This is a genomic window from Streptomyces sp. NRRL S-646 (assembly GCF_000720765.1).
Classification (GTDB): Bacteria; Actinomycetota; Actinomycetes; order Streptomycetales; family Streptomycetaceae; genus Streptomyces.
In genome coordinates, this window is the sequence record NZ_JODC01000017.1 from 1 (window position 1) to 20930 (window position 20930).

19 protein-coding genes are annotated in these 20930 nt (G+C 69.6%); 6 read left to right on the forward strand and 13 right to left on the reverse strand.

Going from position 1 to position 20930, the window contains the following annotated elements:
- Window positions 1–262 precede the first annotated feature (262 nt).
- Together IH68_RS0137655 and IH68_RS59555 are read left to right on the forward strand one after the other, a co-directional pair.
- Complete coding sequence (locus IH68_RS0137655; protein ID WP_030944676.1) at window positions 263–1111, forward strand: SDR family NAD(P)-dependent oxidoreductase; 849 nt, start codon at window positions 263–265, stop codon at window positions 1109–1111.
- A 250-nt stretch (window positions 1112–1361) separates the two neighbouring features.
- Entirely contained in the window at window positions 1362–1964 is a 603-nt protein-coding gene (locus IH68_RS59555; protein WP_324607696.1) for a transposase, read from the forward strand.
- 492 nt (window positions 1965–2456) lie between these two features.
- Here IH68_RS59555 and IH68_RS0137665 read toward each other — a convergent pair whose 3' ends face one another.
- From IH68_RS0137665 to IH68_RS0137700, 8 genes are all read right to left on the reverse strand, one after another.
- Window positions 2457–4067, reverse strand: coding sequence for an FAD-binding oxidoreductase (locus tag IH68_RS0137665; protein WP_030944683.1), 1611 nt, complete (start codon window positions 4065–4067; stop codon window positions 2457–2459).
- Window positions 4064–4813 (reverse strand): ABC transporter ATP-binding protein, encoded by a 750-nt coding sequence (locus tag IH68_RS0137670; RefSeq protein WP_030944686.1) that lies wholly within the window; start codon window positions 4811–4813, stop codon window positions 4064–4066. Before IH68_RS0137670 ends, IH68_RS0137665 begins: the two co-directional genes overlap by 4 nt.
- Window positions 4810–5526 (reverse strand): ABC transporter ATP-binding protein, encoded by a 717-nt coding sequence (locus IH68_RS0137675; protein WP_030944689.1) that lies wholly within the window; start codon window positions 5524–5526, stop codon window positions 4810–4812. Before IH68_RS0137675 ends, IH68_RS0137670 begins: the two co-directional genes overlap by 4 nt.
- On the reverse strand, window positions 5523–6593 hold the full coding sequence (locus IH68_RS0137680; RefSeq protein WP_051833936.1) for a branched-chain amino acid ABC transporter permease: 1071 nt from the start codon (window positions 6591–6593) through the stop codon (window positions 5523–5525). Before IH68_RS0137680 ends, IH68_RS0137675 begins: the two co-directional genes overlap by 4 nt.
- Window positions 6594–6596: 3 nt before the next feature.
- Window positions 6597–7466, reverse strand: coding sequence for a branched-chain amino acid ABC transporter permease (locus IH68_RS0137685; protein WP_030944695.1), 870 nt, complete (start codon window positions 7464–7466; stop codon window positions 6597–6599).
- A 33-nt stretch (window positions 7467–7499) separates the two neighbouring features.
- Window positions 7500–8831, reverse strand: a complete 1332-nt coding sequence (locus IH68_RS52025; protein WP_030944699.1) for an ABC transporter substrate-binding protein — start codon at window positions 8829–8831, stop codon at window positions 7500–7502.
- A gap of 73 nt (window positions 8832–8904) precedes the next feature.
- Window positions 8905–10515 (reverse strand): FAD-binding oxidoreductase, encoded by a 1611-nt coding sequence (locus IH68_RS0137695; protein ID WP_051833937.1) that lies wholly within the window; start codon window positions 10513–10515, stop codon window positions 8905–8907.
- An 81-nt stretch (window positions 10516–10596) separates the two neighbouring features.
- A complete protein-coding gene (locus IH68_RS0137700) occupies window positions 10597–11220 on the reverse strand; it encodes a hypothetical protein (protein ID WP_030944704.1) in 624 nt (207 codons plus the stop codon).
- A 108-nt stretch (window positions 11221–11328) separates the two neighbouring features.
- Here IH68_RS0137700 and IH68_RS0137705 point away from each other — a divergent pair, with 108 nt between their 5' ends.
- Together IH68_RS0137705 and IH68_RS0137710 are read left to right on the forward strand one after the other, a co-directional pair.
- Window positions 11329–12084, forward strand: coding sequence for an SDR family oxidoreductase (locus IH68_RS0137705; RefSeq protein ID WP_007379939.1), 756 nt, complete (start codon window positions 11329–11331; stop codon window positions 12082–12084).
- 80 nt (window positions 12085–12164) lie between these two features.
- The gene (locus tag IH68_RS0137710) at window positions 12165–12734 is read left to right on the forward strand and encodes a MarR family winged helix-turn-helix transcriptional regulator (RefSeq protein WP_007379938.1); all 570 of its coding nucleotides are present in this window, start codon (window positions 12165–12167) and stop codon (window positions 12732–12734) included.
- A gap of 239 nt (window positions 12735–12973) precedes the next feature.
- Here the strand turns inward: IH68_RS0137710 and IH68_RS0137715 are convergent, their stop codons facing one another.
- The 3 genes from IH68_RS0137715 to IH68_RS0137725 are packed head-to-tail and all read right to left on the reverse strand — an operon-like array spanning window position 12974 to window position 15710.
- On the reverse strand, window positions 12974–13936 hold the full coding sequence (locus IH68_RS0137715; RefSeq protein ID WP_030944712.1) for an oxygenase MpaB family protein: 963 nt from the start codon (window positions 13934–13936) through the stop codon (window positions 12974–12976).
- Between the two features lie 47 nt (window positions 13937–13983).
- Complete coding sequence (locus IH68_RS0137720) at window positions 13984–15456, reverse strand: aldehyde dehydrogenase family protein (RefSeq protein WP_234341736.1); 1473 nt, start codon at window positions 15454–15456, stop codon at window positions 13984–13986.
- Complete coding sequence (locus tag IH68_RS0137725) at window positions 15453–15710, reverse strand: hypothetical protein (protein ID WP_030944718.1); 258 nt, start codon at window positions 15708–15710, stop codon at window positions 15453–15455. Before IH68_RS0137725 ends, IH68_RS0137720 begins: the two co-directional genes overlap by 4 nt.
- Window positions 15711–15951: 241 nt before the next feature.
- On the opposite strand from IH68_RS0137725, the gene IH68_RS0137730 reads away from it, so the two are divergent.
- Window positions 15952–17172, forward strand: a complete 1221-nt coding sequence (locus tag IH68_RS0137730) for a PucR family transcriptional regulator (protein WP_030944722.1) — start codon at window positions 15952–15954, stop codon at window positions 17170–17172.
- A gap of 481 nt (window positions 17173–17653) precedes the next feature.
- Here IH68_RS0137730 and IH68_RS0137735 read toward each other — a convergent pair whose 3' ends face one another.
- Window positions 17654–18814 carry an EstA family serine hydrolase gene (locus IH68_RS0137735; RefSeq protein ID WP_030944725.1) on the reverse strand — a complete coding sequence of 387 codons (1161 nt, stop codon included), beginning with the start codon at window positions 18812–18814 and terminating at the stop codon, window positions 17654–17656.
- 278 nt (window positions 18815–19092) lie between these two features.
- The gene (locus IH68_RS52030) at window positions 19093–19722 is read right to left on the reverse strand and encodes a TetR/AcrR family transcriptional regulator (protein WP_051833938.1); all 630 of its coding nucleotides are present in this window, start codon (window positions 19720–19722) and stop codon (window positions 19093–19095) included.
- A 669-nt stretch (window positions 19723–20391) separates the two neighbouring features.
- Here IH68_RS52030 and IH68_RS52035 point away from each other — a divergent pair.
- Window positions 20392–20724 carry a hypothetical protein gene (locus IH68_RS52035; protein ID WP_234341743.1) on the forward strand — a complete coding sequence of 111 codons (333 nt, stop codon included), beginning with the start codon at window positions 20392–20394 and terminating at the stop codon, window positions 20722–20724.
- Window positions 20725–20930 lie beyond the last annotated feature (206 nt).

Sequence of the window (20930 nt, forward strand, 5' to 3'; positions counted from 1 at the left end):
CCGTCGTGGCGTCGTAGCCCTGCTCGGCGAACAACTCGAAGGCGGCACGGATGACCGCCTCGCTGCGCCTTGCCTTACCGCGCTCCCGCAGACCTTGCTCTCAGAATGCTCGCAAGTTACAGCCCATCGCAATGTTGCAGTCCGCTGCAAACTTAGCTTAGGATGAAACTCGCCCGCCCCGGCGGCCTCGACTCCCTCCCCACCGATGACCTGGACCGCGCCAAAGCCGCATCTGGGACCTCCTGCACCGAAAGGCCACCCCATGACCCCGACCCGGACCATCCTGATCACCGGCTGCTCCTCCGGCATGGGCCGGCAGGCCGCGCTGGCCCTGCACCGGCTCGGCCACCGCGTGTACGCCACCGCTCGCCGCCCCGAGACCCTGGCCGACCTGGCCGCGCTCGGCATGTCCACCCTGCCGCTCGACGTCACCGACGAGCAGTCGATGGCCGACGCGGTGGCCGCCGTCGAGGCCGAGCACGGCAGCGTCGACATCCTGATCAACAATGCCGGATTCGGGCTGCACCTGCCCGTGGAGTCCGCCACCCCGGCCGAGGTCCGCGCCCAGTTCGACACCAACGTCTTCGGCCTGGTCCGGATGGCCCAGCTGGTGCTGCCGGGCATGCGCCGCGCCGGGCACGGCCGGATCATCAACCTCTCCTCCATGGCCGGCCGCTTCTCCCCTCCCGGCGGCGCCTTCTACCACGCCAGCAAGCACGCCGTGGAGGCGATCAGCGACTCGCTGCGCCTGGAGGTCGCGCCTTTCGGCATCGAGGTCGTCGTCGTCCAACCCGGGCCCACCATCACCGAGTTCAGCGGCACCGCGGTCGGCACCATGGCTCCCGCCACGGACGCCGCCGACCCGTACGCCGGCTTCCGCGCCAAGCTCGCCGACATGTACGCCAACCACGCCTTCACCCGCCGCAGCGGCGCCGTCCCCGCCGAGGCCGCCACCAAGGTGATCGTCCGCGCCGCCACCACCGCCAAGCCCCGCGCCCGGTACGCGATCGGCGCGCTCGCCCGCGCCACCATGCTGGCCAAGCGCCTGCTCCCCGACGCCGCCTTCGACGCCCTGATGCGCCGCAGCTTCCCGCTTCCCGAGGCGGCCTAGTGGTGGGCATCGGTTCGATTGAGGTGACTCGGTCGGGTGATCTCCAGCCGGTTCGCGCATGAAGGCAGGGCCTCCTGTCCAGCTCGGGATTGTCGAAGTCCAAACGAGCCGGCCAGGAGGCCCTGTGTCGCAGTCTTGCGTTCCTATGCCCGTGTCGTCCAACTCGGCTACCCGGTCGTGTGATTGCCTCGCTCACCGGTTCGGGAATGCGGGCGACCGTCCGGACCGTGCGCGCGGCTACGACTTGGACATGACGGACACCGAGTGGGTCATCGTGCGGGACGCGATGCCCGTGCCGCCGTGGCTGCAGGGACGGGGCGGGCAGCCGGAGGGCTACTGCCACCGGCAGATGTCGGACGCCGTGCGCTCCCTGGTCGACAACGGCATCAAGTGGAGGGCGATGCCGGCGGACTTCCCCGCCTGGGACCGGGTCTACGCCTTCGCGCGGCGGTGGCGCGCGCGGGGCCTGCCGGCTGAGTTCCACGACCGGCTGCGGGGCATGGTCCGCGAGGACGCCGGCCGCGACCCGGAGCCGACCGCCGCGGTGATCGACGCGCAGTCCCTGCGCGCGGCGGCCACGGTGCCGGCGTCCTCACGCGGATACGACGGCGCGAAGAAGGTCCCCGGTCGCAAGCGCCACATCGTGGTCGACTGCCTCGGCCTGCTGCTGGCCGTGCTGGTCACCGCCGCGCCCGGCGGCGAGCGTGAACCGGCCCGGGGTCGGCTCGACGGCCCAGCCCCGATCCGCCAGCCGCTTCATCTTCGAGCGCACGCCCTCCACACTGGCCGGGACCGGCGCCAGCCCCAGTGCGGCGACGATCTCCTGACACGTCATCACCCTATCCCTGTCTGACCGGCGTTCGGCCAGCACGGACAGGATGCGCCGGTAGTCCAGGGCCAGTACGTTTCCGCCGACAACGCGGGCCGCCACACGGGGACGACCGAACCCGCACGAGCCACCCGCGACGGCACGGCGGCGGGCGCGTCCGGGACGGACACCGACTCCGACACGCAAGGTTCCTCGGCCGGTGCCGGGCCCTCGAGTCCGGCTTCCACGGGCCTCGGCGCGGACAGGACCTCACCGACCCGCTGACGCGTGATCAGCCATCCCTGCCAGTCCGTCTCCGCCTCGGCGAGTGCGGCGAGCACCCGGTCTGCTTCCTCCCGCAGCCCCCCACCCGCTCACGCGCGGCCAGCTCCCGCTCCTCCAGCAGACCCACGACCGACGCCATCTTGGCGCCTTCACCCACGAGGCAACCCGACCCGCCGAGCCTGCCTCGCCAACACCGACATCATGCCTGAGCTGCGGAAACGCACCCATTAAGTTCGGTACGACAACGGCTTCTCAGCGCAGCGCCCGCGCCCTGATCCCCTGCTTGCCGGGCGAGAAGATGCCCTGCGGGTCGAGGCAGTCCTTGACGGCTTCGTTGAAGCGGCGCTGGGCGTGGCCGCCGAAGTCGAAGGTGTCGGCGACAGCGTCCATGTGGCGCAGGTGTGTGCGGTAGACGCCGTAGCCGCGGCGGGCGCCTTCCGGGATGAGCCGGCCGATCACGTCGTACGCGTGCCGGGTCTGCGCCGCGTCGGCCGTGTTGAACCACAACGAGGTGATGTTGACGAAGGCGCGCGGGGTGAGCATCAGGGAGGTGGCGTAGTCCAGGCCTTCGGCCGCGAGGGCGGAGCGCAGCCAGCGGTTCTGCTCCAGCGCCTCCTCGCCGGTGAGCGGGGCGACGGGGGAATAGTCGAGGTGGCCGCCCACGCCGTGTTCGTCCCAGCTGAGGTTGTCCAGCAGGTCGAGCGTGGGGACGCCGGCCTGGGTGGTGTCGGACTGGTGCCGGATGCGCGGCAGGGCGGCGGCCGGGCCGTCCGGGATGGGTTCGGCGGGCGCCGTGAGCCGGTCGACGGCGGTGGCGCCGTCGTATGCGCGAGCGGTGAGGCGGGCGCCGGGGATGGCCTCGAAGGCGCGGCGGCAGATCTCGTACTGCTGCTCCACGATTTCCGCGTGGCCGTACAGGGCGAAGCGCATGTACCAGCGGCCCGTGTCCGTCTCGCGGGCTATACGGTCGATGGCCTCCTCCGGAAGCGCGCCCTCTCCCCGGTACCAGTACTCGCGGGGGACACCGCTGAGCGCGCCGCCGACGAGCATCGTGTTGTACGCGATGGGGTAGTTGGGGATGGTGCGGTCCAGGAGCAGCGGGCGGACGGTGTCGACGAGGGCGACGATGTCCTCCTCGCGATCGACCCGCACGTCGCAGGACATGTACACCTCGGGCTGCGGTACGAGCCAGCAGCCCATCTTGGTGACGATGCCGTAGTTGGACTGCATGAACATCCCGTCGGCCGACGGACCGAAGCCGGGCTTGCGGACGGGCCAGGACGGGTTGCCCTTCATGGCGCCCATGCCGGTACGCAGCAGGGAGCCGTCAGCGAGGACGACCTCCATGCCGCTCTGGCGGCCGGGGTGGTCGCCGAGCGGCGTGAAGCCGACGCCGTGATCGAGGCAGTTGCCGATGACGCTGCCCCAGCCGAGGTCGGGGATGGAGGGCCACAGGGCGAGGCCGCGCCGCCGGATCTCCTCGAAGAGGTCGAAGAAGCGCACACCGGGCTCGACCACGCAGTACGCGAGGTCTTCGTCCAGTTCCAGGATGCGGTTCATGCGACGCAGGCTGACCGAGACCGAGCCGGTGGTGGCCGGGGCCGGACCGCCGTATCCGTTGTTGCGGCCCTGGGAGAACGTCCACAGCGGCAGGCTGTGTTCGCCGGCGATCCGGACGACGGCCTGGACCTCCTCGACGGTGGCGGGCGAGACGACAGCGGAGGGGATGTGCTCCTGCCAGGAGGCGTGGGCGTAGGGATCGCGGTACGGCAGCAGGTCCTCGGGGCGGTGCAGGACATGCTCCGGGCCGAGGGCGGCGGAGAGAGCGGCCAGAGCGTCGGCGGAGAGGGGCGGTCGGGTCATGACGGGGAGTCCTCGGCATTCGTGCGCAGCAGGTACGCGGCGCTCAGCTTCTCGGGGTTGTCCTTGAGCTCCTGTGCCGTGCCGCTGAAGCGGATGCGGCCGCCTTCCAGGATGTGGGCGGTGGTGGCCAGGGCGAGGGCGACGTGTGCGAACTGCTCGATGAGCAGGACGGCCGTGCCGGCGGCGGCGACGTCGGCCAGGACCGGCATCAGACGCTTCACCACGACCGGCGCCAGGCCCAGCGACAGCTCGTCCACGACCAGCACGGACGGCCGGGAGGCGAGTGCCTGGGCCAGGACGACCATCTGCTGCTGCCCGCCGGACAGGGCACGGGCGGGGGTGTGCCAGCGTTGCCTCAGCTCGGGGAAGAGCTCCAGCGCGTACTCGACTCCGGTCCGGCGGGCCTCTCGGCCGAGGGAGTAGACCGCGGCGTGCAGGTTGTCACGGACGGTCAGGCTGGGCAGCAGCCGCCGCCCTTCGGGTACGACTGCCACCCCGGCCGCCCGCACCTTCTCGGGCCGGCGTCCCGTCAGCTCGCGCTCGCCGAGCAGGAGGCGCCCGCCGGTGGGGCGCAGGATGCCGCCGAGCGCGAGGACCAGGGTGGACTTGCCCGCGCCGTTGGGACCGAGGAGAGCGGTGACCTCTCCGGCGGGGATGTCGAGACGTACGTCGTGCAGCACGGTCCGGCTTCCGCGCACGACACGGAGCTCTTCGACGTGCAGCGCGGGCGCGGTGGTGACGGTCATGCGACCTCCTCGGTACCGAGGTAGGCCCGCACGACATGCTCGTCGCGCAGGACCTCCTGGGTGGGACCGGCGGCGACGATCCGGCCGAAGTCGAGCACGGCGGTGACGTCGCAGCAGGCAGACACCAGGCTCATGTCGTGGTCGACCAGTACGGTCATGGCGTCCAGCTCCGCCGGGATGCGGCGGATCACGGCACCGATCCGGCCCGTCTCCTCGTCCGGCAGCCCCGCGGCGGGCTCGTCCAGCAGGACCACGCGGGGGCGGCCGACGACCGCACGGGCGAGCTCGACCAGCCGTCGTTCCCCCGCGCCCAGGGCGCCGACCGGGGCCGTGGGGCTGACGGAAAGGCCGACGAAGTCCAGGGCGGTGAGCACGTCGCGGTGGCGGTCGCGGCGGTGGCCACCGGTGTGCTCGTGGACCATGGCCACGTTGTCGTACACCGACAGCTGCTCGATCGCCTGCTCGGTCTGGAAGGTGCGGCGCAGCCCCCAGCGGGCCCGGCGGTGGCCCGGCAGGGCCAGCAGGTCGTCACCGAATGCCAGGACGCGGCCGGTCGCCGGGGTGACGAAGCCGCTGAGTACGTTGAAGAAGGTGGTCTTGCCGGCGCCGTTGGGGCCGATCAGGCCGCAGGCGCCGCCGGGCAGCGTCAGATCCACGGCCTGGATGGGGGTGACGCCGCCGAAGCGTACGGTCAGCTCCGTGATCTCGATCATGACGTGGTCCTCCGCATCCGGACCCGGGCACCCAGCCGGGCCAGGTCCCGGCTCAGCTGGCCGGCGATGCCCTCCGGCGAGGTGACCAGTGTCTGCACGAGGCCCACCCCGAAGACGATCAGCAGGACGTTGCCGCTGACCCCCCAGGTGTCGAGCAGGGCGGGCATCGCCTTCAGCATCAGCCCTGCCACGACGGCTCCGGCGAAGTGGTACATGCCCGCCATCAGCAGGGCGGCCAGCAGAGTGATCGACTCCTGCGGGGGGAACTGGTAGACCGTCAGCCCGCCCGCGCTGGCCGCCAGCAGGGCCCCGGCCACACCGGTCATGAAGCACGCCAGGGCGAAGGCCCACAGCTTGTACAGGGTGACGTTGATCCCGGCGGCCACCGCCGCGTGCTCGCTCTGCCGGATCGCCGCCCAGGCCCTGCCCGGCCTGCCCCGGGTATGGGCGATGGCCAGCAGGAACATCAGGGCACAGACCACGACCGTGTAGCGGAAGTACGCGGTGTCGCCGACGGCGACGGCGGGCCGGGCCAGCGGCACAGTGCCGGATTTCACGGGGTCGTAGCCGAGGAAGCCGGGTCCGCCGTTGGGAAAGTTGGTGTTGGTCAGCACGATGGTGACCGCAGCGGCCAGCATGAGGGTGATCAGGGCCAGATACAGGCCGGACAGCCGCAGGGCGGGAAGCCCGATGACGATTCCGATCAGGCCGGTCACCACACCGGTGGCCAGCACTACCAGCCAGAACGGCAACGCGCCGGTCTGGCCCAGCCGCTGCGCGGTCCAGCCGCCGACCGCGAGCATCGCGATCTGGCCCAGTGAGATCAGCCCGACCCGCCCGTACAGCACGCTCAGACCCAAGGCCGCGACCGAGAACACCGCCGCGGCGGTGAGGACCTGGATCCAGTACGCGCTGGTGAACAGCGGCAGCAGGAGCGCGGCTGCCGCCACACCGGCCGGCCAGACCGCCGCCGACAGGGGCTGCCGCAGCCTGTGCCCGATGGCCGCCGTCGGGTGCCGCGCATGGTCCGGTGCGGTGGCGCGGTGCGCGTCTTCGAGGACGTTCATTCTTCAGACCCTTGTCTGTGACGGGCGGCGGACGGCCATGACCAGCACGACCGCTATCGCCACCAGGAACGGCGTCATGGACCGGTAGGAGGACAGGCTCGCCACAGAAGTGAGCAGGGACTGGGCGACCCCGATGACGAGGCCGGCAGCCAGCGTGGTCCACAGCGACTCCAGCCGTCCGACTAGGGCGGCGGCCAGCCCGGAGATGATCAGGAACGTCAGCCCGGTGATGTCGAGGCCGACCAGGTTGGACAGCACGATCCCCGCCACGCCGAACACGACGCCGGAACCCAGCCAGGCGGCCGCCTCCACCCGGCGTACCGGTACGCCCAGCAGCGCGCTGCTCTCCCGGTCGTCGGCCAGCGCGCGCATCGCCGTGCCCAGCGCCGTGCGGTCCAGGAACTGCGCGGTGACGGCGGTGAGCAGCAGGCCGAGCGCCAGGCTGATCAGCTGGGTGCCGTTGACGTGGACGGTGCCGAGGACGATGCCCCAGGCGGTCGTGGGCAGGGAGAGGGAGTAGGTCTGCGCGCCCCAGATCCAGGACATGGTGCCCAGCAGGACGAGCGTCAGACCGAGCGTGGCCGCGGCCTTGACCAGCGGTTCGCGCTGGGCGAGCCGGGGACCGAGGAGCAGGCCGTACAGCAGGGTGATCGCCGCCGACAGCGTTACACCGAGTGCGGCCGCGGGCCAGACGGAGAGGCCCGCGGTCGTGGCCAAGGAGCAGGCGGTGAAGGCACCGACGGCGCCGACCGCTCCGCCCGCCAGATAGAGCACTCCGGTGGTGCGGTACAGGACCACGATGCCGACGCCGGAGAGCGAGAACACACCACCGAGAGCCAGTCCGAGAACGAGGAAGGGCAGAAGGCTTGGCATGGGAGACGTCCCGTTCCGATCAGCCGCCGGCGGTCAGCCGAGACCGATCTGCTTCTCGTATGCGCGGATCTCGGCGAAGTTGTTGTTGGGCAGGGCGGGCATCTCCGAGCAGTCCTGCGTCTGCACCCACTGACCGCTCTTCGGAGTGATGGTCCGGGTGGTGTTGTTGGCGGTGTGGAACGCCTGGGTGCCGAAGTACCAGGGCTTGCAGTACAGGTCGGACCGGTAGTCCTTGACACCCTTGAACGCCGCGCCCACGGTGGCGGTGGTGTAGTCGCCGGACTTGATGCTCAGCAGCGCCTGGACGGCGATCCGTGCGGCGGTGAAGCCGAGCTGGCCGAAGTTTCCGAGCTGGGTCTTCGGGGCGTACTTCCGGCGCAGCTGGAGATAGAGCTGGTTGTCCGGACCGGGCGAGCCGGCCAGGTTCATCTCGGCGTTGACACCGAGCTTGCCGTCCCAGGCGCTGCCCAGCTGCTGGAGCATGGACTGGTCGTTGCAGCCCGCCGGGCAGCCCCATATGGCCTGGTCGATCAGGCCCTGCTGCTCGATGGCCTTGAACACCTTCAGCGCCTCACCCGCGTTGAGGTTCGCCACGACACCGCCGCCGGCGCCCGCGGCCTGGGCGGCCTTGAGCGCGAGCCCGTTGGCGTCGGCGACCGGGACGTTCTCCACCCAGGCGGTGACCGGGACGCCGGCCTTCTTGCCGAGCTCCTTGATGCTGGCGTTGATGGCGTTGGAGCCGGGTGTGTTGCTGGTGAAGACGACCAGCTTCTTGGCGCCCTTGTCGAGCAGGTACTGGGCGGTGGCCAGCGCGCTGTAACTTGCGCCGACGTTGACCGGCGCGATGGCGGGGGAGTTGAAGCAGTCGAGGGCGAGGCCCGCGTCGATGCCGTAGACGGCCTTCTTCTCGTAGGTCTTGGCGTTGACCGAGCAGTCCAGGACGCTGCTGCTGGCGGTGAAGCCGACGATCTTCTCGGTGTCGATCAGCTTGGTCGCCAGGGACGCGGTCAACTGCGGGTCGAGCGCGTCCTTTTCCACGACGAGTTTCACGGGGCGGCCGTTGATGCCGCCGTTGGCGTTGACGCAGGAGAAGTACGCGTTCGCCATGTCGGTGACGTCGGTGAAGCTCAGCCCGGGGGTGTCAGAGACGATGGCACCGAGCTTGATGGCCGGCCCGGTGGCCGTCTTGCCGTTGCCGAGGCCGCACTTGGAGGCCTTGGACGGCTTCGCGGAGGAGGCCGCGGCGGCGCCGGTGCCGGTGGAGGCGCAGCCGGTGGCCAGCAGGGCCAGGAGGGGTGCGCAGGCGGCGACGGTGAGCACGCGGGTGCTCGTGGATCTGTGCGGGCGATGGCCGTTGGTCTTCACAATGGGCTCCGTTGCTCACGGTGGTCGACTGGGGCAAAGGGGAAGGGAGAGAGGGCGCGCAGGCGGAAGCGGGTCAGCGGCTGGGCGACACGTCGCGCAGGTGGCGCAGTCCGGAAGGCCAGACGCCCTGCTTGCCGGGGGAGAGAATGCCGTGCGGGTCGAGCGCGTCCTTGAGCCGCTCGTTGAAGCGGCGCAGCGCGTGATCGCCGAAGTCGAAGGTGTCGGCGACGGCGTCCATGAAGTCGACGTGCGTGCGGTAGACGCCGTAGCCGGCCCCGGCGAGGGCGCGGACCAGTTCGGGGTAGAGCCGGTAGGCGTCGCCGGTCTGCTTCTCGTCGCAGGGGTTGAAGTAGAGCTGGGCGACGTTGGTGACGTGCCGCTGGCCCAGGATCATGGCGGGGTCGTAGTCCAGCCCGCTGCCGCTCAGCTGGTCGTCCAGCAGGGCATGCACCCGTACGACGTCCTGCCCGCGCAGGGGTGAGACGGTGGAGAAGTCGAGATGGCCGCCTCCCTCGCCGCTGTACCAGGACAGTGCCCGCATCAGGTCCAGGCTGGGGATGCCCGCCTGGACCTGGGCGTTCTGATCTCGGGCGGTGTCGTGTACAGCGTGTCCGGCGAACTTCTCGCCGACGACGTGGACGCCGGGGATGACCGACAGTGCCTTCCTGATCCGGGCGAGGCGGGCGTCGACGATGCCCTCGGTGCCGTACAGCGCGAAGCGCATGTTCCAGCGGCCGAGGCCCATTTGCCGGGCGAGCCGGAGAACCGCCTCCTCGGGTACGGGGCCGGGACCGTCGTACACCTCGGCACGGGTGGGTGCGCCGTCCATGACGGAGGCGATGAAGAGCGGATGGCCGATGGCGGGGTGGTTCTGGAGGGTGCGGTCCAGCAGGAGGGGGCGAAGTGCGTCGATGAGGACGGGCAGGTCCTCCTTGCGGGGCACCTGGACGCCGCCGGAGAGATAGCACTCCGGCTCGGGCATCAACCACACTCCCGCCCGGGTGACGATGGAGAGTCCGGACTGCTTGAACAGACCGTCGGCCGTGGGACCGAAGCCACGGGGGTAGGCGTGCCAGGCACGGTTGCCGGACATCGCGCCCATACCGGTGCGCAGCAGACTCCCGTCGGGCAGGACGACCTCCAGGCCGCACAGCCGGGCGGCGTGGTCGCCGTCGACGGTGTAGCCGATCCCGTGGTCGAGGGCGTTGCCGATGACGCTGCCCCAGCCGAGGTCGGGGGCGGAGGACCAGACCTTGTGACCGCCGGCACGCAGGTGGTCGTACAGGTCGAAGAAGCGCACACCGGGCTCGACGACCGCGTAGGCCAGTTCCTCGTTCACTTCGAGGACACGGTTCATGCGGCGCAGGCTGACCTGCACCGATCCGGGGACGCGGGGGGCGGGTCCGCCGTAGGCGTTGTTGCGGCCCTGGGAGAAGGTCCACAGCGGGACGCGGTGCTCGCCGGCGATGCGGACGACCGCCTGGACCTCTTCGACGGTGGCCGGCATGACGACGGCGGCCGCGGTGTGGTCGCTCCAGCCCGGGTGGGAGAAGGGGTCCCGGAAGTCGTCGACGGTTCCGGGGGCGGTGAGGACCGCGTCCGTGCCGAGCGCCTCGACAAAGGCCTCGGCGGCGGCGTCGGGGAGCGGGCGGACGGCGGTGTTGGAAGGTGGCTGGAAAGGCACGTCGGGCCTCCCGGACATGCGGGCCGGCTCGGACCCGCGAGGTGCAGAAAAATACTGAGAGATCTAACCGATTTCTGGAAGCTACGCCGGGGTCACACCCACGTCAATAGGTGGGTCGAGCAACGGTGCCAGCAGGTCAGCGGCCTGCTGCGGCGTGACGACGTCCGCTGGATCCATGCGGTGGACCTCGCGTGAGGCGCGGTCGATGTAGACGTGTTCGCCGAGCAGCTTGACGGCCTCGTCATAGGGCCAGATGTTGGCCACTTTGTGGGTGACGAGGTAGTGGGCGTCGAGGTCGTCGACGTCCTCGCCCATCGCGGGCTTCATCAGTGCACCCGGGACGATCTGCCCCAGTAGTGACTCGATGGCCAGTCCCCAGTCCGCGACCGCGATGCGCTCGGTGAGCGGGACGAGCACGTTCAGTCCGGCTTCGGTCATCGTGCGGTAGAAGTCGGCGACGGCGTCATGGCCGTCGAAGACGGCGGTGTTGTCGCCTTCGGCGATGCGGTAGACGGGGTGGGGCACGGTCAGATCCGGGTCGAGGATCTCCGGCCACCGGCCGGACACCTCCAGCATGGCGTGGCGGCGGAAGTTGGTCAGGATCGCCCGTTGACGGGGATCGGTCGCGAGGCCGAGCTGGCGCTCTGCCTCGCGCGGGACGTTCAGGACGTCCAGTCGCGGCACGACGGCCGGAATGAGGCGCACGGTGCGCTCCTCTCACTCTGAAGCGGCCTCAACGTAGCAACCAATTAATTAGAGGTCTAGGTACTGCGCGGGTGTGAATTACTGAGACATCGAGCTAGTCTCGGAGGTATGGAGATCACTATGAAGGGCAAGGCCGGGCTGGTCACCGGCGCGGCAGGCGGCATCGGACGAGCCGCCGCCGTGGCCTTCGGGCGCGCCGGGGCAGCGGTCGTCGTCGCCGATCTGGGCAGCCGACGCGCCGCCGGACTGGAGACCGTGCGGCTGGTCGAGCAGGCCGGCGGACGGGCACTGTTCGTCGCGTGCGACGTCACCCAGGCCGACGAGTGCACCGCACTCGCGGCGACCGTGGCAGAGACGTACGGGCGGCTGGACTTCGCGCACAACAACGCGGGTATCGCCGTGCAGGGCAGCGTCACCGACACTGACGAGGCGGCCTTCGACCGTTGCCTCGCCGTGAACCTGAAAGGGGTCTGGCACGGTCTGCGGGCGCAGATCCCCCTCATGGCCGCGTCGGGTGGCGGTGCGATCGTCAACACCGCGTCGCTCGCCGGGCTCATCGGCCTTCCGCAGGGCGCCGCCTACTCCGCGAGCAAGCATGCCGTAATCGGTCTGACCAAGACCGCCGCCATCGAGTGCGCGGACCGGAACATCCGGGTCAACGCGGTCTGCCCGGCGGCGGTCCGCACCGACATGACCGCCGCTCTGCCGCCCGAACTCCAGGCGCAGGCCGTAGCCCCCCAGGTGATCAAGCGGTTCGCCGAACCGGAGGAGATCGCCGATGCCGTGCTCTGGCTCTGCTCCGACGCGTCCTCCTTCGTGACGGGGACCGCTCTGCCTGTGGACGCGGGGGCCACCGCGTCGTAACCGGGCAGGATGTGCGGCAAGCCGGCTATACGCTGAGACCTCTCAGTAACTTCTCCTAATGGTGAGGACAGAGTCCCTTCATGCAGCCGAGCCAGTCCCAGCTCCCGATCCCCGGCGATCCCGCCGAGGCCGACGCCCAGGCCGCCGAGGCCGCACGATCCTTCGCGCCGGACGCGGACATCGACGCCATGCTCATGATCTTCGGACTGGTAAGAGCGGCTGAACGACTCCAGCAGGACTTCGAGGTCAGCGTCCAGCGCCCGGCCGGCCTCACCTGGGCGGGCTTTCGTGCCCTGTTCGCGGTCAAGACGGTCGGCGAACTGACCCCGCTGCAGCTCGCCCGGCTGACCAACGTCTCCCAGGCCAGCGTTTCGGCGGTGCTCAACACCCTGGAACGCAAGGGACTCATCCAGCGCAGCAGGTCGGACAAGGACGGCCGGTCCGTCACCATCCAGCTCACCGACTACGGACACGACGTGGTCGGTGAGCTCTTCGCACGCAATAACGCCCGCGAGGCCGAATGGGCCCGAGCCCTGACCGCCCGCGAGCGCAGCACTCTGATCCGACTGCTGCGGAAGATCCGTCGGCATGAGGTCAGCACGATCACGGACGCCACCCGAGTGGTGAACGGTGACGTCAGCACGGCGTGAGCCTTCGCAACGAACCGGTGGGTGAGGCGGCGGGCCGCGCGGTGTCGGCTGACGGCGTCGCCAGCGCCTCGGTCGGAGCGATCCGGGCAGGCGGCCCTTCGCAGGGATCGAGGCGAGGCGGCCAGCGATCGCCCGGCCGGGGACGATAGCCGGCCGACGACCGCCGCGGGGTCGAGTTCGGGAGCCGGTGCGGACGGGGCGAGGATCCCGACGACCGTGCACCGGTCCCGGCCGTCACGTCAGACGTCCGTACTCGTCGACCCGTCCGGCACGGGCCGTTGTCCCCTCATGCCGGACAGAGCGGCCTTCAGCCGGCCGCCCATCGGGGTCTCCGGGCGGGGCTCGGCGAACGCGGCGCGGATCGGCGCCACCTCGACCGGGTCGGGCGCCCACCGGACCTGGACGGTGATGAGCGTGCGCAGTGTCCGCCGCAGGGTCCGGACCACGAGCGGCCGCGGGCCCTTGAGCCCGTGGACGGCGAGCAGGTCCGGCGTGGCAAGGGACAGCACGAGGGCACGACCGAGCCCGTGCAACGGGCGGGGGAACCAGCGGTCGCAGAACTGCTGCAGCATCGCCTCGGCGACGACGTTGCTCTCCGGAGCGGTCGAGTAGTCGTTGCGCTCGAAGTCGGCGAGGAAGGCGAGCATCCCGTCGAAGTCCGCTGGCAACGGGACGCCCTGGTCCGAACCGATACGGAAGAGCCCGGCGATCTGCGACCAGTGCCGGTAGGCGGCCCGCTGCTCGTTGGCGCTGAAACCGGGCAGACCGAGCCGCTGCATCACCCGGTGCGGCTCGGCGGCGAGGATGCACATCGTGTACGTGTACTGGCGTACGTCCAGGATCGCGTCGGGGTACTTCCCCGCCCAGGCGTCGTGCTGCCGGTTGACCCGTTCGACGGACTCACGCACGCTCGGGTCGTGCGCACCCTCGCCGAGGTACCAGGTCCACACCGCGTGCATGGTGCCCTCTATACGACGCTGCTGGTGCAGGACGACCTTGCCCTTGCCGCCGCGGACGAGTGTGCGTGCGCCGCTGCCCGGCCCGACGAGCCGCAGGAAGCCCTGGCACACCGCCATGTTGAGGATCATCGGGCTGGTCCGGTAGGCGTTGCCGAGCTGCCAGATCCGGGCATGGTCGACGTCCGGGTCGAGCGCCTCGATCTCGGCGTTTATCCACTTGCGCGGCTTTTCCCTGGTGGCCACGTGTCCTCCTCGAGTTACTGATCGGGCCTGGCGATTTCGTCGAAGCATCAGCGCTGGATCGCCTTGGTCTCCAGAAACTCCTCCAGTCCTTGGGCGCCGCCCTCGCGGCCGACGCCGGACTGCTTGTACCCGCCGAACGGCGCGCCCGGGTTGAACGCGCCCCCGTTCACCTCGATCTGACCGGCCCGCAGGCGCCGGGCCACCCGCAGCGCTCGTTCCGGATCGGCCGACCAGACCCCGCCGGCCAGGCCGTACTCGGTGTCGTTGGCGATCCGGACGGCGTCGTCCTCATCCTGGTACGGCATGATCGACAGGACCGGGCCGAAGATCTCCTCGCGGGCGATCGTCATCTCCGGGGTGACGCCGGAGAACACGGTGGCCGGCACGTAGTACCCCCGGCCCAGGTCGGCAAGGTCGCGTTCGCTCTCCACCCCGCCGGCGACCAGGGTTGCGCCCTCGTCAATACCCTTCTGGATGTACGACTGGACTCGCTCCAGCTGGACCGAGCTGACCAGCGGCCCCAGCCGGGTCTCCGGGTCGGACGGATCGCCGTGCTGGTACTCGCCGGCCACCCGGGCGGCGATCTGCTCCGCCTCGGCCAGCCGGTCGGCCGGCACCAGCATCCGGGTCAGCGCCGAGCAGGTCTGACCGGAATTGACGTAACACTTGGCCAGGCCGTCGGCCACCGCCCGCTCGAAGTCGGCATCGTCGAGCAGCACGTTGGCCGACTTCCCGCCGAGCTCCAGAGCGACCCGCTTGACCGTCTCGGCCGCCACCACCGCGACCCGCTTCCCGGCCCGGGTGGAGCCGGTGAACGACACCATGTCGACCCCGGGATGCGCCGCCAGCGCCTCGCCGACCACCGCGCCGAACCCGCTGAGCAGGTTGAAAACCCCGGCTGGCAGGCCGACGTCGTCGAAGATCGAGGCCATCGCATGACCCGCCAGCGGAGCCACCTCGGTCGGCTTGACCACCACCGTGCAGCCGGCCGCGAGCGCAGCCGCCACCTTCAGCACGATCTGGTGCAGCGGGAAGTTCCAGGGGGTGATGCAGCCGACCACACCGATCGGTTCCCGCACGATCAGGGAGTTGCCGACCTCGGGGCCGTCGAACGTGAAGCTCCGGGCCAGCCGGGCGAAGTTCGCCAGGTTGAAGGCAGGCAGACCGACCTGTATGGACGCGGCGGCCTGCAGCGGCATCCCCATGTCCCGGGAGATCAGCGCCGCGATCTCGTCGGTCCGGGCCACCAGCGCCTCGTGGGCCTTCTCCAGGTAGTCCGCCCGCTCGCCCGGCGGCCGGGCCGACCAGGCCGGCAGCGCCCGGCGCGCAGCGGCCACCGCGCGATCCACGTCCGCCGGTGTCCCGGCCGCGACCTGGGCGATCACTTCCTCGGTGGCCGGGTTCAGCACCTCGATCCGGTCGGTCCCGGCCGAGGCCACCCACTCACCGTCGATGTACAGGGACGTCCGGTCCAGCACCTGGCCGCCTGCGGGGGTGCCGGTGTAGGCCGGGGCGCTCAACGGTCGCCGTCCGTGTAGATCACCATGCCGCGAATGTTCTTGCCTTTTTTCATGTCCTGGCACCTCTGATTGATGACTTCGAACCGGTACTTGGTGGTGATCAGCTCGTCGAGGTTCAACCGGCCGGCCTGGTAGAGCGAGAGCAGCGCGGGGGTCTCGACTCGCGGGTGGCTCTTGACCCCGGAGATTCCGTGCGCGAGCACGATGATCGGTAGGGCCCCTCGATCGTCGGAAACGGCGGGACGGAAGATCATTGCTTCACACTCGCCATCACCGGACCTGAATCGCGCTTCAGTCCGGGGCCCTGACACACGAGTCACCTGACTCTCCCATCGTCGTTCGCCTTTGTCCGATCGCGGGGTCGGCGAGTGCACCGACGCACTCATGGTCGACCTGTGACAGGCGCCACTCAATGTTGTGGTGCACAGCATCAACCGAGAGAAAAGTGCACAGTGCACAGCACAGGGCACAGGAAGGAGGGATAGTGTGGGCGCTATGCATGGCGCCGGTTTGCGGGGCGACTCCGAAAAGTTGCTACGCACCATGTGCAAGGAATTCCTGGCCGATCCCTCCGTCTTGGGTCCGATCCAGGACGCACTTGTCAACGCAATCGATGCCCGCTTCGGATCGGACCCCTCCATTTCTGAGGCGATCGGTGAGGCGACCCGGGCCTACTCCCATCATTGGGCACGCTCGATGTACGAGGACCCGTGGCGGGACGTGGAGCCCCTCCTGACAAGCCAGATCGTCAACATCTCGCGCGACGGGTATCGCTGGGGTGAGGAGGACACCTTCCGCGCTTCCAACTACGCCGCTCAACAGGCGATGTGGTCCATCTTGATGCGGATCGCATTTTCACTGTGCGATGAAACCGCCGTCCTGCAGCCCGCGCTTGACCGGGCCTCGCGCTCACTGTCGCTCTGGGTCGACCGCACAGTCACTGCCGTGATCGACATTCTGGAGCAGGAGCGCGCAGCTCTGTCGGGCGACGAGCACGTAAGACGCCTCGAGCTGGTCAATCTCATCCTGGGTGGAACACCGGTTCCTGTGACCGGTGTTGATCAGAGTCTCGGATACCCGCTCTCAGCCAGACATCTGGGGGTAATCCTCTGGGCGCCACCACAGTTCGCCGATCGCGCGGCACTTGTGCAGGTGGCGAGCGCGCTCGGCCGGATCGCGGAGTCCAGAAGCCGGCTGCTCGTTCATGCCAGCGCTTCGTCGCTGTGGCTGTGGCTGACGCCCGGAATCCCAGTTTCGGCCGAGGCGCTCGAGACCGCTCTAGCCCCGCACCGCGACGTCAGGCTTGCGATCGGTTCATTGGACGAGGGAGTGGACGGGTTCCGACGCACCCACGACCGCGCGGTGGAGACCCAACGGCTGGTGCAGAGCAACAACGCGCACCGGGTTGCCTTCTATGACGACGTCGCCGCCGTCATATTGCTGGCCCGAGATGAAGCCCGGCTACGCGAATTCATCTACGCGACTCTCGGCCCGTTGGCCACAGGCCCACAGGACCTACGTGACACGCTGCGAATGTTTATCCACCAGCGGTACAACGCATCCCGGACGGCAGAGCTGCTGTTCACCCACCGAAACACCATCCTGCAACGCATTCGCCGCGCCGAAGAACGCCTGCCCGTCACTCTGGACCGGCACGGCACCAATGTCGGCATCGCCCTGGACGCGATGCACTGGCTGAACCTCCAGGACGAGTAGGTGCAGCCCATCATCCGGGCCGGGGACGCCACACTCTCCAGCGGTCCGCCCGCTGCGGGAGATGGTCAAAGGGCACAAGCGCCAACGCCCCAGCAGCCCGGGCTTCGTCGACGCGGAAGCCGGAACGTTGGCCGACGACCTCGCCCGGCGTACCGAAGGGAATCCCGGGCGGAACGGCGCGCTCGTGCCGTTGGCCCGTCCATCCCTCCGCCGTCCGCTCGCAGTTCAGCGGGCCAGGCCAGAGGTGAGGCCTCGGCCTGGCCGTAAGTACTCCGCAGTGTCGGTCGCGAGACAGGGAGAGCGCCATCCGCGATGCTGGACATCGAGGAGCGGCTTTGCTTCATGCTCACGGCCTGCGGCGATCTCCCGATCGAGGCTCCCGTTCGAGGCGCACAGCTCAAGATCAGGCCGTGCGTTGGTCCTAGGTCTGGAGCGTGCTCGACGGATCCGTCGAGCACGCTTGCTGTGGTCGGTGCGGGCATTACGGGCGGCCGAGGCCCTGATAGACGGCTTCTGCGATGCGGTGGAACCGCTCGTCGCCGCCGGTGTTGATGCTGCCGTTACTGCCGCCCAGCTTCATGTGGTTCATGGTGAACGCCACGGTCAGGCGGTTGTCGCAGTCCGCGATGACCATCTGGCCCCCAGCGCCGCCCCAGTAGCAGGTACGAGGCCCGGCCATGGGCAGATCGTCGTTGCCCAGCCCCCAGCCCATACCGAACTTCACGTGCTTTCCCAGGATCAGGTCGGCGCCGTCCGACTGCTGATCGAAGAGGGTCTGGACGCCCTTTTCGGACAGCACTCGTACACCGCGTGCCTCGCCGCCGCAGGCGATCACCGAGTGCACGGCGGCCACCGAGCGCGCATTGCCCTGGCCGTTGGCGGCAGGAATCTCCGCAGCCCGCCAGGCGCGCGTGGCCGCGAACGGCTCCGGGTCGGCCAGCACATTGGGGCGCCCGAACACCTTGGCAGCCGTTTCCTCCAGCTCGGGCGGGAGGGGGAGGCCGTCGATGTTGAAGACATTCGAGACACGATGGTCGGCCTCGGCGGGCAGGCCGATGTGGAAGTCGGCGGCCAGCGGGGTGGCCACCTGCTCGGCGAAGAACTGCCCCACGCTCTGCCCGGTGATCCGGCGAACCACCTCACCGACGAGATAGCCCTGGGTCACGGCGTGGTAGCCGGAGGCGGTGCCCGGTTGCCACCAGGGCTTCTGCGCGGCGAGCAGGTCGGTGCACCTGTCCCAGTCATACAGCTCGTCGGGAGCCGCCAGCGGCACGTCCCAGCCCGCCAGCCCGGCGGTGTGGGACAGCAGATGCCTGACCTCGACCGCGTCCTTTCCCTCGGCGGCGAACTCCGGCCAGTACCGCGCCACGGGTGCGTACAGGTCCAGCTCCCCGCGGTCGGCAAGCACAAGCGCGCAGAGGTTGGTCATGGTCTTGGTGACCGACCAGACGTTGACCAGGGTGTCGCGGGTCCAGGGCTGGGTCTGCGCACGGTCGGCGTAGCCGCCCCACAAATCGACCACCGGCTCGCCGTCCAGGAACACCGCCGTCGATGCCCCGCCCTGGCTCTCGTCCAGGGCCTGCTCGAAGGCTTTCCTCACTGCGGCGAACCGGTCGTCGCACTGACCCGAGATCTCTTTCATCCTCAGCTTTTCCCTTCGTGTTTTGAATGTCTCAGCAGCGCTGAGTCCAGAAGAACGAAACGACCAATATGGACTAAAGGGCTGAACGGGCCCCGCGCGGTGCGGGCGCGGTCGCCTTGGCGGCTGAGCCGCTGGATCGGAACGGGTTTTGAAGCACACCCGGCCCGTGTGAACGATCGGATCGAGAGGCTGTCGCGTGCGTCGTCCGCGACCCGCGCGGCGTGGCCCGCCATCACGTCCACAGCCAGGACTGCTGAGCTGAGCGGAGGTGCTGTTGCTCACTGCTCGGTGGTCAGGCCGAGAATGATGCCGCAGACGACGGCTTCGCGGACGGCTTCGGGGTCGTCGTGGAGTGCTGACTGAGTGATCGCGCCGACGTGCGCGGTGATGACGGCCCGGGTGAAATCCTCTACGGAGTCCAGCGGTCGACGGCCGGTGAGCTCCAGGACATGCAACAGCAGCGGCTGGAGATGCCGACGGAGCTGCTCGGCATGCTCGCGCAGTGCGGCCGCGACCTCTGGCCGGTGCTGGGCCTGCCCCGCGAAACTGGTGCGGATCGCCACCCACTGCGGATCCATCGGCAGCGCCCGCAAGATCGTGGCCACGACGGACTCCAGGGAACAGCGAGCCTGCTCAGAAAACGGCGCGTCGGCGGTCAGCGCCTCCAGCCGCTGCTGAGCCTCGGCGTTGCGCTGTTCGTACAGGGCGAAGAAGACGTCGTCGACGGTCTTGAAGTTGGAGTAGAACGCGCCGCGGGTGAACCCGGCGCGCTCACAGATCGCGCCGATGCTGACGTTGGTGGTGCCATGCTCGGCGAACAGGTCGGCGGCCGCGGCGATCAGCTGTGCGCGGGTCGCCTTGCGCTGGCGGGGTGGACGGGCGGGCGCGGGGGTGGTCGGGTGGTTCATCGGGCCATCCTCTCCGTCGGCAGCTGCGAGGCTGCCTCCTGACTGAGAGGCGAGCCGCTGTGCAGGTAGTCGTGCACGGAGCTGACCGGGCTGCTACCTCGGACTCGCGCGCTGCTCCACTCTCCTGCGATACAAAACGTATTGAGTACATTTTGCATCGAGTTCGCGTGCCGGGCAACCAGCCGGACCGAACGTGCACCAAGGAGTCCCGTGATGACCCACTCTTCTCGTCGGCTCACCGCTCCAGCTGGAACAGCGCAACATTGAACCGGCTCAGGTTCTGGAGGAGCGGCAGGCAGAACTCGATGCCGCCCGGGCCGCGAACCGCGACCTCACTCGCGCCCTGAACCACCGAGGCTGATGCACCTGGGCCGACGTAGGGCTGTCCGGCCTGACCGCCGCGCCGGGCTGTCCGTACGGCCGCACAATACGGTTGCCTGGCCGCCCCTGCTGCCGGGCAGCCCGGCCACGCGGTCGGGGTGGAACTATTCTTCGCGCTCGGCATGTCTCATGAGACATCGGGCTGACCACGAGTCATGCGCTGGACCTGCGAGGCAGTGGCGCTTGCCAAGTCCTGGGTAACGTGACGCCTCAGCGGCTGGATCGGCGGGTGATCGCGCGGGAGGAACTGGTCGAGGCCCTGGCCTGGTTGCCGCCGGGACGACTGGCGTGACCGAGACGGAGCAGGAAACTGTGCCCCTACCGGTGCCGGGATCGGTGGTGCCGCCCTGGCTGGACGGGCTGCCGGTGACCGTGCTCGCGCCCGACTACCAGCGGATTCTGGGCGTGTTGGAGGAGCGGCGGTCTGCGGGCAAGGGGGCGGTGAAGGCCAAGGAGATCGCGGTGGAGCTGGGCGTTGGGACGACGCCGGCGAAGGTCGAGGGGGTGCGTTCGAAGGCCAGGCGCCTGGCGGAGCGCGGGTGGCTCCTCCTGGAGGCATCGGGGATGTTCAGCCCCGGCCCACGGCCCGTGGCCGTGCCAGACGCCGGCTCATCCGCGTGACCATCGACCACCGGATCACCGCCTCGCTGCTGGCCGGCAACGTCTCGTAGTCCCGGGCCAGACGGCGGGAGTTCATCAACCAGGCGGTCGATGGTCCACCGTCTTGGGATGATGGTGAACCGCGGGCGCCGGGCGGGCGGTGGACGGGGTGGACGTCAATGCAGAGGCGGGCGCCGTGGTCGATGGCGGTGGTGCGATAGCCGGCG